Raw genomic sequence first — 12,999 nt, forward strand, 5'->3', positions numbered from 1 at the left:
TGGGATTGTTGAGTTGCAAAGGCATGTTATCGTGTTTTGGCCATATAATTATCGGCACGTCCCACTACGTTGGTAACGTAGCCAATCGTTTCTTTTCCTCGGAGGTAGCCGTATTTGCACACGGGGTCATTATAATATTTGGGATCGCTTTTGAGCTTGAGACATATTTCTACATTATTGTCCCAAACAGTAGGGTTGTGCCCGTATTTCTTGGCAAGACGCTGGGCATCTTGAATATGGGCAAGCCCTGCATTGTATGAGGCTAAGGTAAGTTTGATACGTTGTATGGAATCATCGATCTCTCTGAAGCTTTTCCCGAATGCCAAAAGACAGTCTACAGAGATTTTGATGGAAATACGAGGATCGAGGAGTTGATCTTTGGTTACGCCAAACCTACGTCCTGTATTGGGCATAATACCCATGAGCCCTCTTGCACCCGACCATCCTATAATATCTGAGGTAAACCTTGACTCATGGTAAGCTATAGAGGCAAGTATTTGCCATGGCCATCCGAGACGTTTGGACTCGCTTTTGAATAGATTGTCAAACGGTGAAATGGCACCATTGGAAAGGAGTATGATTTTTTCCCTCTTATGATCTATCGTAGCCTTACTGCCGGATATATTACCGTTGGACTTATTGAGTTCGAAATACTTTTTGTAGATCATTTTGTAATCCTTATCCAAAGATAGATTTTCAGCCCATTTGTCCAGTAACTCGGCAAGTTTGTCACTCCCTTTATTGACCACCCAACGTAAACGTTGCTTGAAACCAACCTCAATACTAATATCCAAATTGTTGTAATAGGTCTTAATGAGCTTTGCTGTCTCTTCGTCTGCAAGAGTATAATCAATATTGCCCAAAGACACTTCGTTCATCAATTCTTCCGTATTTATTGTATCCCCTGGAGCTTCAGCAATATTGATCTCTCCGCCAAGCTGCTCGGATAGATGTTTTATCCTCTCGGCATATCGCGAACCTGCTGGTACGGTGATTTTCTTTCCCAAAAGCTCTGTCACATTGGATATTTTTTTGTCTTTCCTGTTACTCGCTTGAACCAATACCAATCCCGACTGTGACTCCGGACCGGCAAAGAGAAATCTTGTTTTGCCACTTTGAGTTATGGGCTGGGGAGTAATGCAGATATCTGCATCTCCATTGGCCACGGCTTTCAGAAGATCTTCGATATTGGGCGCAATCGTAACTTTGAAAGGTAGCTGATGTGACTCGGCAAAAAGCTTTGCTAACTCATATTCGTAACCCATCTCTTCTTCCTGTATGGTAAAGTAAGTAGTGGATCCGGACAAAGTAATAATATTCAAGGTATCCGGCAAGGGAGTGCCTTCTTCTTTCGGGGCTACATTTTGAGTATAATCTATGCTGGATTTTGCCGGTTTGGATAGAAGAGTTATAAGCGCGCAAAGCAAAGCCAAACTGCCGATAAGCAGAATGTCTTGGAAAGTGGTGGTGTTGCCATGTTCTTTCTTCATAATCGATATCTTTTATCCATAATAAGCTTTTGCCGCAAAACAATGAAAGGGAACGTATGAGGCCTTTAGGCTTCTTCGAGGAGCGTTACATTCTCAATATGGTGGGTATGTGGGAACATATCCACCGCCTGTGAATATCTGACATAATATTTGTTGTCTTCTGTGAGCAGAGCCAGATCTCTGGCTTGCGTAGCAGGGTTGCAACTTACATATACTATTCTACGCGGTGCTGCTCGGAGTATTGTTTTCACCACATCCTCATGCATGCCGGCACGGGGAGGATCTGTGATAATGACATCCGGTCTGCCATGCTCATCGATAAAATCATCCGTAAGTAGATCTTTCATATCTCCGGCATAAAACAGCGTATTATCTATGCCATTGATAGCACTATTTATCTTAGCATCTTCGATAGCTTCGGGTACATATTCGATCCCTACTACTTTACGGGCATCACGAGCTACAAAATTGGCTATAGTACCTGTACCGGTATAGAGATCATACACAAGATCGTTACCGGTAAGACCAGCAAAATCTCTGGCTACTTTGTATAACTCATAAGCCTGCGTACTATTCGTCTGATAGAATGACTTAGGGCCTATGCGAAATTTGAGCCCTTCCATCTCTTCTTCTATAAAAGGCTTTCCGCTGTAACAGAAAATATCTTGATCTCCAATGGTGTCATTACACTTCTCATTGATAACATACAATAATGATGTAATCTGTGGAAATTGCTCTTTAACAGCATTAAGTAATTCGGAGATAGCATCATCGTCTTTACGATATAAAACCACAACTACCATGATTTGTTCGGTAGAGGTAGTGCGGATCATAAGTGTGCGCATAAGACCTTCTTGATCTTTCAGGTCGAAAAACGGGTATTTTTCAGGTTGGGCGATAGAGTATTCTCTGATGAAAAGCCTTATCTCATCACTGATGTCACTCCCCAAATAGCAATGTTTGATATCCAGAACTTTGTCGAACATACCGGGAATATGAAACCCAAGTCCGTAACGAGCTTGCACAGGCGCATTCTCTTCCATAACGCTGATCTCATGCGTTGTGAGCCAGCGTTTATTGCTAAAAGTAAATTCCAGTTTATTTCTGTAGCGCTCTGTCTCTTTTGAGCCCAGAATTGGTAGATATTCCTGCACGTCAATCTTGCCGATTCTGTCCAACGCATCGTGAGCAACTTGATTTTTTGCTTCGAGTTGTAGGGTGTAGGGTAGGTGCTGCCACTTACATCCACCACAGGTGCCGAAATGCGGACAAATAGGTTCAACTCTTTTGTCCGATGGTTTCAGGATATCAATGACCCTGCCTTCCAGAAAGTTTTTCTTCTTCTTTGTGACCTGAATATTACAGATATCTCCGGGTGCGGCGTAAGGAACAAAGAGCACTTGTCCGTCGATACGGGCAAGTGCCTTTCCTTCGGCAGCCAAATCTGTAATCTCTATTCCCTCCAGTTTAGGTAGGGGTTTCTTACTGCGTGCCAAATTTTGTGATCTAATTTATTGAGCGATATAACCTCTAAGTGTATCTAAGAATTTGTCAGCCAAAGCATCGGCTTGTTGCTGCGTAGGAGCTTCCGTGTAAATGCGTATAATAGGCTCGGTATTACTCCTCCTGATATGTACCCATTCTGTGAGGAAGTCGATTTTGACGCCATCAATGAGACTGATTGTACCTTTGCCCTCATGTTTCATCTCTGTTGCAAACTTTTCCAAAACCTCCAGCGAGTTTACATGTGCAGGTAGGTCTAGTCTTTGTTTCGACATGAAATATGCAGGATATTGAGCTTTCAATTCGCTCACAGTTTTCTTTTCTTTTGCCAATAAGGAAAGGAAAAGCCCGATACCCACGAGAGCATCACGTCCATAATGAAGTTCGGGGAAAATAACTCCGCCATTACCTTCGCCTCCGATAAAAGCATGTGTCTCTTTCATCTTTGTGACTACATTTACTTCGCCCACTGCTGCTGCGGTGTAAGTGCCGCCATGCTTTTCCGTGACATCACGTAAAGCTCTTGTAGAACTCAGATTAGAAACCGTATTACCCCCCCCATTGATGGGCAAAAGATAGTCAGCAATGGCTACCAAAGTATATTCCTCACCAAAACATTCGCCTTTTTCATCAATAATTGCCAATCGGTCTACATCAGGATCGACAACGAAAGCTACATCAGCCTTTTTACCCTTGACCAGATTGCAAATATCTACCAAATGCTTGGGTAGTGGTTCAGGATTGTGTGCAAAGTGACCGTGGGGCTCTTCGTTGAGAGGATATATTTTTTTTACACCTAATGCTTTGAGTAACTCCGGAAGAGCTATACCGCCTACCGAATTTACGCTGTCGAATGCTACACTGAAATCAGCTGCTTCTATAGCTTTTGCATCTACACCTTTGGCCTGAAGTACGGCTTCGATATGTTCTTGGAGATAGCTTCCTGATTCAAGTATTGAGCCCAAATTTTGCACTTCTGCAAATTCCAGTTCGTCAGACTCGGCAAGCCTAAGGATTTCTTTCCCCTCTGCATCATTCAAAAACTCACCTTTGCTGTTGAGAAGCTTAAGGGCGTTCCACTGCTCAGGATTGTGGCTTGCCGTAAGGATGATACCCCCATCAGCCTTTTTGCCTGTTACAGCCATCTCTGTAGTAGGAGTGGTAGCCATATCAATATCTATAACATTACAGCCCATACCTGTAAGGGTGCCTATAACGATCTGCTTGATCATAGGTCCTGATGGTCTGGCATCTCGTCCCACAACAATAGTGGGGCAAGTTTTTCCTGAGCTTTTTTTGATAAACTGTGCGTAAGCTGCTGTGAACTGTGCTGTACTGATAGGATTCAGGCCATCCTGAACAGCTCCTCCGATAGTACCTCTAATGCCTGAGATAGATTTTATAAGTGTCATTTGTGAAAGTTGTATTCTGCTTCTTCGATAAAGTAGGGATAACCTTTATTATAGGTCGCATTGGGCCCTATCTGGAAAGGAATGATGAGTTGCACCCTGGCACCATTGCCCAAAAGACTCATAGGAAATGCGATTCCTTCACATAGTATGGCGTCCAGATTGGCACGAGGAGCATCAAGTTTTACTTGTCTGTAATGGAAATCACCTCTGTCATAATAATAGGTGTATATAAACTCGATGGGTTGATACGACGGATCATTCAGATTATTGAATCTATCCAAAGTGTCTGTTTCAAAAGTAAATCCTTTGAGCTTGACAAATACGTGTGTTTTGTCCTTTTCGGGTTTTTCCGTGCCTCTGTCAAGCACTCGCATGTAAAGCCCGTTGGGGAATTTATAGAAAACTTTCTCGTCGATGGTAGACGGTAGCTCTTCTTTGCTGAGTTCCTTGACTGAAATACCATGGGAAGCTCTGAATTCTTTGATGTACTTCTCTTGGTCTTTTTTCATTTCGGTAATGGATTTTTGGTGATTTTTGTCGCAAGATGCCAAAAGGATCACACTTATTACAACCGATATTACCGCAATAATTTTGCTTCGATTCATCTGTTTTCTATTTAGATTGATTATACTCTTCTCTTATTTCAACTAATTTTTCTATGAGAATATTTTTCGCTTCTTCTAAAGTGCCGTTATATTCTGCCCCGGCAGCATTCTTATGGCCCCCTCCTCCAAAAGCTCTTTTGGCTATCTCATTCACCGGAAAGTCTCCTGTAGATCGTAAAGAAATCTTGATTTGATCAGGATCCTCACGTACAAAACAAGAGCAGTTTATATCATCGATTTCGAGAGGCATATTTACAAAGCCTTCTGTATCGTCTTTAGTTGCTCCAAACTCTTTCAGCTCTTCCTGCTTCAGGGTGATGATGGCAGTTTGATACTCTTTGAGTATATCCAGTTTCCTATACAGTATGTAGCCTTGAAGTCTTAGTCGTAACTCAGGATTGTGATGATACAACTTATCAATCACAAAGCTTTTTTGTGCACCTCCTGCTATTAATTCCGCTACGACATTGAAAGTATGGTAAGACTCGGAGCTGTAATTGAAACAGCCTGTATCTGTGATTATTCCGCATAATATCGCATTAGCAGCATCTACGGTCACAAACTTTTGCCAATTCATAGCGTCTAGTATGTGGTATAAAAGTTCGCAGGTAGAGGATAGCTCGGGATAACTAAATTGAATACTAAATTGGTTTTCCGGCTCAGGATGATGGTCTATCATTACCCGCGGATGTTTATTTATATTGATTGCCTCTGTGAGATCTTCATATCTTACTCGGCGTATTCCATTGAAATCAATGCAGATTATCAGATCCGATTTTTGTATCACCGCTAAGCTTCGTTCAGGATTCTGTGTGTGTACTATTACCTTATCACAATCCTTCATCCACATGAGATAGGCGGGTAGTTCATCAGGAGATATAATATTTATCTCTTGTTTGAGAGCCATCTTTCCAAGTACTCCATACAATCCCAAGCAACACCCCAATGTGTCACCGTCGGGCGAGGTATGTGTTAGTAGAGTTATTGACTTGGCATTGTGTACTAAGTCTCTGAAATGATTTAAATCTTCCGGTTTAAAGTATATTTTATCCATATTATAATTAACACATCCTGCTATATTTTAATCTACAAAGATAACGAACTTGCACAATTATTTTATATACAATAATTCATAGAGTTCATTTTATAAGTTTATTGTTGGATCTTTATCAGTGCTATGTACGGTTGTGTGAGAAGGGTAATGTACATAAAAACAAAAAGACCGATCCTTTTGGGCGGTCTTTTTGTTGCTTTCATTTGGTATCAGTTTTCAAGGAGAAAAAGATTGATTAGGTTTGTGTTACAAAGATGAGGGTAAAAAACTATAATACCAAAGATTTTAATATGTTTTATAGCAGGTTTTAAGTATGTCTATTGAGCAAATTGTCTTGAAAATGATGGTTTTTAGCCCTGTTTGCTTTACATATTTACTTTATTTTGCCATATCTATTGCTTAATAGTGGCCGTTTGCTATCCCTTTGCTGTCAATTTATTATTTTGTTTTAGCGATTATTTTTAAATAAAAAATAAGTAATACTCGCAGTTTTGAGATTTATTTTTATTTAATTGAGCCTAAATCGTGGCTTTGATTTTATTAACTGCTGTTATTTTCACACTAATTAGTAAATTATGTGTTTTTGATCTTAGGGGCTGTGACGCCTTTACCTAACAAAATAGGGCTTTTCTCAATAATAAGTTCATCATACATCTGTTTATCTAGAAATTGTTGGAGTATATAAGCTCCGCCTTCGACTAGAATAGATTGTATGCCTTCCCTATACAAAAGGTCTGTAACCTCTTCTGCAATATTAGGCGAGAATATAATGGGTTTGAAATATGTACGATCAAACTTTTCGTTTTTAATCAAATTCTTTTCTTCTGTCACTATCCATGTTTTGGTACTGTCATCAAAGAGTTTGAGGTCTCTGTCGAGCTCGTTTTCCCGATCTATTACTATTCTCAGCGGTTGTTTATTCTGATTCCAATATCTATCGGTCAATTCAGGATTGTCGAGATAAGCTGTTCTCTGTCCCACAAGTATAGCGTCATTGATATATCGTAGTCTGTGTACCTCCCTCTGTCGAGCACCTGAACTAAAGCGGAAAGCAGGAATATCTCTGTTGTCCCTCAATCTATCGATAAATCCGTCCAGGCTTTCTGCCCACTTGAGTGTGATAAACGGACGCTTTTTTATTTGATAAGTCAGGAAAGTCTTATTCAGAATAGCTGCTTCATGCTCTAATATTCCGCATACAACCTCCACGCCGGCTTCTCTGAGCATTTTGATTCCTTTGCCTGATACTTGGGGAAAAGGGTCTGTCATAGCTATCACAACCCTCTTTATTTTCTTATTGATGATAAGTTCTGAGCATGGAGGTGTTTTGCCGTAATGAGAGCAAGGCTCTAGATTGACGTAAAGAGTGGATTCGGGCAAAAGGGATTCGTCTTTTACCGACCTTATAGCCATGACTTCGGCATGAGGTTCTCCGGCTTTGTGATGATATCCTTCACCTATTATACAGTTGTTGTGTACAATTACAGATCCAACCATAGGGTTGGGAGAAGTATTGCCTTCGGCCAATCGCGCCAACTCAATACATCTTCTCATATATATTTCGTCAAGATTCATCTTTATTTTTGATTATTTTTGTCTTGTATGAAAACAATCAACCAACTTCATTCGGAATATTTTCCTTCTTTAGCTCAACTATATCCTGAGCAGGAGGCTAGAGCTATGGAGAGGGCAGTGCTTCAGGAAGTACTGCACCTTACACCTACACAGCTACTGCTTCTTGACAAAGATACTATTTTAGCTGTAGCAGAGGAGAATTTGTTTAGAAATTATATGCAAAGGCTTCTTGACGGAGAGCCGTTACAATATATTACCGGTAAGATATTCTTTATGGGTATGGAGTTGGACGTTGCACCGGGAGTCCTTATACCCCGTCCCGAAACGGAAGAGATGGTTTACCTGATCAGTCAAACAGATTATAAGTCCAATTTGCGTATTTTGGATATTGGCACAGGAAGCGGATGCATTGCTTGTGCTTTGGCAAAAGAATTAACATCTCCTGAAAAGGTCTATGGACTTGAGATATCTCCTGAAGCGATCTCGGTAGCTCGACACAATTTCGATAAGGTCGCATCTGATTTTGCTGTAACGGCACCAGAAGTTCTGGAAGGTAGTTTGTTCGATTTTCCTCAAAAATTCTCTGCTATGCTTCCCTTTAATCTTATTGTGAGCAATCCTCCTTATATTATGCCTTCAGAGAGTAATATCATGGAGAGTCATGTCTTGGAGCATGAACCTCATATCGCTTTATTTGCTCCGCAAGATGATCCTCTTGTTTTTTACAAAGGCATTGCTGGTTTGATCCCGGCGGGATTTCTTGCTCCGGCAGGCGAGGTGTGGGTAGAGATTAACGCTCTTCTTGCTGAAGATACTTTACAAGCAATGAAAGATATCATCGGAGAGAGCCATACTTTTAGTCTTATTAAGGATTTATCCCGTAAGGATCGCTTTATCCACATCAAATCGGAGTTGTCATGATAGATGAAAGTAGAGCCTTATACCTGACAGCCTCCTATTGTTCGCAAGGTGAACGTTGCTTATCTGAGGTTAAAGCCAAGCTGGACAAACTAGGTGTTGACGAAGAGGTAAAAGGTAGGATCATTGATCGGTTGATGGATGAAAAATTTGTTGACGAAGAGCGTTATGCCTGCGCTTTCACCCGGGATAAGCATTTGTTCAACGGCTGGGGGAAAATACGCATTAAAAGCGAGCTCCGACGCAAAGGAATCAGTGATGACAAGATTTCTTACGCTTGGGGTGTTTTATCAGAGGAAAATGATATAAATAGCAAGCTTCCAGATCTTTTGTCTAAGAAAAATCTTTCGATCAAGGATGATGACCCATACAAAAGGTATCGTAAGCTCATGCAGTTTGCAATTTACAGAGGTTATCAATACGAAGAGATCAAAAGGGAAATAGAAAAACTCCTTCATACTGATTTTGAAGAATGAAACACCTGCCGACCTTAAATCATACAGCCAAACTTTGTTTCAAGGCATTTTTAGACCTTATATATCCACGCTATTGCCCTGTATGCGGGCACAAACTTCCTGCCAGTATTTCCGGGATATGCATTTTGTGTATGCTCAAACTTGAGGAGTATATTGAGCCCATGGAAAAAGGGTTGGAGCGTCTTGTCGGATCTCCTTTTGTAAATAATTTATATGCTTTATACACTTTCAAAAAAGAGAATGACGTGCAGCGCATGGTGCATTCTCTCAAATACGGGCATAATTTAGAATGGGGATATGACGTCGGGCGTATGTTGGGGCGTATTATTCTTGAGAGAAGCATTACATATGATGCGATTATCCCTGTACCTATTGCTCCGGAGAGGTATAACCAAAGAGGATACAATCAATCGTTTGTCATAGCTCAAGGTATTGCTTCTATCCTAAATACTCCTATATATGACAAAGCATTCAGACGTAAACGATTCAGTCACTCCCAAACATTTAAGTCAAGAGAACAACGTGTTTCCAATGTAAAGAATGCTTTTCTCCCGGGAAAAGCTTGCGGTATGCTCCAAGATAAGAAACTATTACTTGTAGATGATGTACTCACCACCGGTGCCACCATGCTTTCTTTGTGCGATAGTATAGAAATATACGGCCCCCAATCCATGGATATAGCAGTTGTTGCAGTTACCTCCAATCTTTATTATTGAGGGGCTATGGCGTTACTCTCAAATCGCAATTATCTTGCCCTATAATGATTTTTCATATATAATTATTTATTTAGCTGATATTTATTCCTTATTTTAGCTCATTGTAAACGTCTATTATTACCATTTTATTCATTTTTTGTCAAAGTTGATTGATAGGATATTATGTTTTTCAGTAGCTTATCGCCGTGGTTTTTGGCATTATATGTTATCACTGTATTAGGACTCATAGGGGTCGTTTTGAGCGAAAACAGGAATCCGCTCAAAGCCTCTGCATGGGTTCTGGTTATAGGTTTTGTACCTTTTCTCGGACTCATTATTTATTTGCTTTTCGGACAGGATCAGAGACGCAATCATATTATCAATAAAAGGGTATATCGCAGGCTTATGATCAAGCCTCAAATAGCATCTACCGTAGAGATTCCAAAACTAAACAAGGTCGAGAGTGTGAGCAGTTATTGGCAAAAACTAATTGACCTGATCAAATACAATAGCGAATTCCCCGTATTGCTTGCTGATAATATAAGGATATACTCATGGGGTACGGAGATGTTTACTGATTTGTTCAAAGATATTGAAAATGCCCACAGTCATATCCATATCGAATCTTATATCTTTGAAGATGATGAGCTCACCAAACGTCTTAGTGATGTCCTTATTCGTAAAGTACAAGAAGGCGTTAGGGTACGTATTATCTTTGACCATGTAGGCTCTTGGCATGTTCCCAATAATTATTGGCGTTATCTCAAGAAAAACGGCATTCAGGTATATCCCTTTATGCCGGTGGCGTTTCCTTTCTTTACAAGTTCCGTCAATTATCGTAATCACAGAAAAATCATTGTTATCGATGGCATTATAGGTTATGTGGGAGGCATGAACATTGCCCAAAGATATATCTCCGGAAATAAAATGGGAGTATGGAGAGATTCTCATTTTCGTATCTCAGGTCCTGCCATAGCTGCTATGCAAACGACTTTTCTTATCGACTGGTATGTAGTATCTCGTAAGGTAGTGAGTGTAGACAAATCATATCCTGAGAAATGGCAACTCCCCATAGAGGAAACTAATACTATAAAGATGCAATTTATTCCCGGAGGCCCCGTGGCAGAGTGGCGCTCTATCGCACAAGTGATAACCAATGCCATAGCTCGAGCCAAAAAACGTATATATATCGAAACACCTTACTTCCTGCCTACAGAAAGCTTGAATAATGCAATTATCACAGCAGCTCTTGCAGGTGTGGATGTGCAACTCATTATTCCCAAAAATAGTGACACACCGGTGGCTCAGGTCGCGTCCAATTCTTATTTCGCAAGGCTTCTTACAGCCGGAGTAAAGATCAATCTGTATGAGGCAGGCTTTCTGCATTCCAAATTACTAATGGTCGATGGTGAAATTTCTTCTATCGGATCGGCCAATATGGATTTCAGGAGCCTTGAACATAACTTTGAGTTCAATGCCATTGTATATGACAAAGAGTTTACGCGTCGCATGGAAGAAGTTTTTTTGCAAGATCTCTCACATTGTCATACCCTTTCTCAGGAAGAATGGCTGGGGCGTTGTTGGATCCATCGAGCCAAAGAATCATTAGGCCGAATATTCTCGCCTCTCCTTTGATTGCCTATGCTTTACTCTGATTTACTCAAGAGACTTGTTTGCTCATCTTATTGTGTTTAGATATTTAAAGTTCCATATTAGAGACCGTTGCATAGCAGGCCAATTGCTTCGTTGCTTGCGAGATTCGCGCTTGGTCATTTACCTGAAGTAAACTCCCTGTGCACTCACTCTTAGCGCCTTGCACTTTACCTTCTCTGCCCGGTCAAAGTGTCTTTTGTTGGCTTTGCCTCCAAAATCCACGAGACTGTTGACTTTTGCAACAGTCTCTATTAAGTAAATTTCAAGTTTTTTCTAATACTGGGTCTTTTCCCCTCAGGGAATTCTGTTTTGTGTCTTTTACCTTAATTGTCCGGTTGTATGCCGACTCCCATAAAAGAAATTCCTGAAGGAGCTATATCCTTCTTGGTGCAAATGTTTATCATTAGGATATCTTTTATGAGAGGTATTACGATACCATTGCCGCTACTGCCTCCTGTAATACTCCCTATTAGACCTATAGGTCATAGGTGTTGTATACCGCTCTTCTTTCGACGCTCTATTTTGTGTTCCTTTTCCTGTATATCCCAGTCTATTAATTTATTGGAGATGATCAGCTCGTAATGTCTTTTCCCATTGAAAAATTTTATAACCATCTTCTTATCATCTTACTTTTCGTCAGCTCATAATTGTTGAATGCTTTGTAACACAACTATTGTGGGGGTAGATGAGGGCACATGTTGACCTAAAATACGAGTCCCGTATTCTATTACATCTATCCCGTAGGTTACTGTTACTTGTGTGCCTTTTACTGCCTTTTTTATAAAATCAAAATACATATACCTTACCATCAAAAAATTTTGTTGTAAAAGAAGCCGGGATTATACGTTGATTATGAGGAAGGCTTATGTTGTCAAAAATACACATATAACCATCCTTTACAGATGCCACTGTGCGTTCCAATAATCTGATATACTTATAATTGTCTTTAGCCTCGTATTTGAGGTATCATGGCCGTATAGAGACTATCCCAATCAAACTGTAATTGGTCATAATATACGAAGTTGTTTTTGACAGCCTTCCACAATCGGGACAAGCCGTTTATTCTTTGCGTCGTTGCCAGGTCAACCTTTTCATCCTTGTTTGAGGTATTTAATGTAAGCATCATGCACAATAAGTCAACTATGCTAGTGTCTTTCTTCATGATTTTCAGATGGCTATATTTAAAGAAAAAATGACGGTAATCAAAATAAACATATGTTTAGCAAGATGTAAAGTTGTAAGTTGTATATGTTGGGGTTAGTTTCAAAATGATGTTTTTAATCGTGTTCTGGGAGTTTAATTCATTGTTTGTTTATGCTTTCTTTTTGAGATGAATTTGTCTGATTTTGTTCTTTAAATGGTTGTTTTGTGTGGTTGTTTATTTCTTTTTGATATTCAAGGCTAATCCTTAATACCCTTGGAAAAAGCGATTGCCTACTTCGACGTTTTTTTCTAACTACGTGATTCTATTTTCTTAGTTAGGTTTTATTATTTTCCTAGTTACGTATTTGGGACTTCTTAGTTACAAAAATATTAAAACTTAGTTAGGAAAATAAGTTGCTCTAGTTAGAAAAATAAAGATAACAACCTGAAAATAAAAAATCCGTAAATAGCCCCT

The 12,999-nt window shown here is 40.0% G+C and carries 11 protein-coding genes; 4 read left to right on the forward strand and 7 right to left on the reverse strand.

Annotated features, from left to right (window positions below):
- Positions 1-26: 26 nt before the first annotated feature.
- The 6 genes from VYJ22_RS04675 to ribD all read right to left on the reverse strand — a co-directional run bounded on the left by VYJ22_RS04675 (position 27) and on the right by ribD (position 7,639).
- Positions 27-1,490: an MltF family protein gene (locus VYJ22_RS04675; RefSeq protein WP_329905343.1), complete on the reverse strand. Its 1,464-nt coding sequence runs from the start codon at positions 1,488-1,490 to the stop codon at positions 27-29.
- Between the two features lie 65 nt (positions 1,491-1,555).
- A complete protein-coding gene (rlmD, locus tag VYJ22_RS04680) occupies positions 1,556-2,986 on the reverse strand; it encodes a 23S rRNA (uracil(1939)-C(5))-methyltransferase RlmD (protein ID WP_329905344.1) in 1,431 nt (476 codons plus the stop codon).
- A gap of 15 nt (positions 2,987-3,001) precedes the next feature.
- Positions 3,002-4,405, reverse strand: a complete 1,404-nt coding sequence (glmM, locus tag VYJ22_RS04685; RefSeq protein ID WP_329905345.1) for a phosphoglucosamine mutase — start codon at positions 4,403-4,405, stop codon at positions 3,002-3,004.
- Positions 4,402-5,010 (reverse strand): DUF4827 family protein, encoded by a 609-nt coding sequence (locus VYJ22_RS04690; RefSeq protein ID WP_329905346.1) that lies wholly within the window; start codon positions 5,008-5,010, stop codon positions 4,402-4,404. The genes glmM and VYJ22_RS04690 overlap by 4 nt, the downstream gene beginning before the upstream one ends.
- Before the next feature lie 7 nt (positions 5,011-5,017).
- The gene (locus VYJ22_RS04695) at positions 5,018-6,064 is read right to left on the reverse strand and encodes a DHH family phosphoesterase (RefSeq protein ID WP_329905348.1); all 1,047 of its coding nucleotides are present in this window, start codon (positions 6,062-6,064) and stop codon (positions 5,018-5,020) included.
- A gap of 573 nt (positions 6,065-6,637) precedes the next feature.
- On the reverse strand, positions 6,638-7,639 hold the full coding sequence (gene ribD / locus VYJ22_RS04700) for a bifunctional diaminohydroxyphosphoribosylaminopyrimidine deaminase/5-amino-6-(5-phosphoribosylamino)uracil reductase RibD (RefSeq protein WP_329905349.1): 1,002 nt from the start codon (positions 7,637-7,639) through the stop codon (positions 6,638-6,640).
- Between the two features lie 27 nt (positions 7,640-7,666).
- Between ribD and VYJ22_RS04705 the strand changes: the two genes are divergently transcribed.
- From VYJ22_RS04705 to cls, 4 genes are all read left to right on the forward strand, one after another.
- Positions 7,667-8,560, forward strand: coding sequence for a HemK/PrmC family methyltransferase (locus VYJ22_RS04705; protein ID WP_329905350.1), 894 nt, complete (start codon positions 7,667-7,669; stop codon positions 8,558-8,560).
- A complete protein-coding gene (locus tag VYJ22_RS04710) occupies positions 8,557-9,033 on the forward strand; it encodes a regulatory protein RecX (protein ID WP_329905351.1) in 477 nt (158 codons plus the stop codon). The genes VYJ22_RS04705 and VYJ22_RS04710 overlap by 4 nt, the downstream gene beginning before the upstream one ends.
- Positions 9,034-9,164: 131 nt before the next feature.
- Positions 9,165-9,749, forward strand: a complete 585-nt coding sequence (locus tag VYJ22_RS04715; RefSeq protein WP_329905352.1) for a ComF family protein — start codon at positions 9,165-9,167, stop codon at positions 9,747-9,749.
- Between the two features lie 162 nt (positions 9,750-9,911).
- Positions 9,912-11,363: a cardiolipin synthase gene (gene cls, locus VYJ22_RS04720; RefSeq protein ID WP_329905353.1), complete on the forward strand. Its 1,452-nt coding sequence runs from the start codon at positions 9,912-9,914 to the stop codon at positions 11,361-11,363.
- Positions 11,364-12,327: 964 nt separating this feature from the next.
- On the opposite strand, the gene VYJ22_RS04725 is transcribed toward cls, so the two are convergent.
- The gene (locus VYJ22_RS04725; RefSeq protein WP_329905355.1) at positions 12,328-12,543 is read right to left on the reverse strand and encodes a hypothetical protein; all 216 of its coding nucleotides are present in this window, start codon (positions 12,541-12,543) and stop codon (positions 12,328-12,330) included.
- Positions 12,544-12,999: the final 456 nt, after the last annotated feature.

Source organism: Porphyromonas pogonae (assembly GCF_036320655.1).
Taxonomy (GTDB): domain Bacteria; phylum Bacteroidota; class Bacteroidia; order Bacteroidales; family Porphyromonadaceae; genus Porphyromonas; species Porphyromonas pogonae.

Bases quoted from the DNA above. Each gene is read 5' to 3' on its own strand.
- VYJ22_RS04675 (WP_329905343.1), bottom strand. From the start codon at position 1,490: ATGAAGAAAGAACATGGCAACACCACCACTTTCCAAGACATTCTGCTT.
- glmM (WP_329905345.1), bottom strand. From the start codon at position 4,405: ATGACACTTATAAAATCTATCTCAGGCATTAGAGGTACTATCGGAGGA.
- VYJ22_RS04690 (WP_329905346.1), bottom strand. From the start codon at position 5,010: ATGAATCGAAGCAAAATTATTGCGGTAATATCGGTTGTAATAAGTGTG.
- VYJ22_RS04695 (WP_329905348.1), bottom strand. From the start codon at position 6,064: ATGGATAAAATATACTTTAAACCGGAAGATTTAAATCATTTCAGAGAC.
- ribD (WP_329905349.1), bottom strand. From the start codon at position 7,639: ATGAATCTTGACGAAATATATATGAGAAGATGTATTGAGTTGGCGCGA.
- VYJ22_RS04705 (WP_329905350.1), top strand. From the start codon at position 7,667: ATGAAAACAATCAACCAACTTCATTCGGAATATTTTCCTTCTTTAGCT.
- VYJ22_RS04710 (WP_329905351.1), top strand. From the start codon at position 8,557: ATGATAGATGAAAGTAGAGCCTTATACCTGACAGCCTCCTATTGTTCG.
- VYJ22_RS04715 (WP_329905352.1), top strand. From the start codon at position 9,165: ATGCTCAAACTTGAGGAGTATATTGAGCCCATGGAAAAAGGGTTGGAG.
- cls (WP_329905353.1), top strand. From the start codon at position 9,912: ATGTTTTTCAGTAGCTTATCGCCGTGGTTTTTGGCATTATATGTTATC.
- VYJ22_RS04725 (WP_329905355.1), bottom strand. From the start codon at position 12,543: ATGAAGAAAGACACTAGCATAGTTGACTTATTGTGCATGATGCTTACA.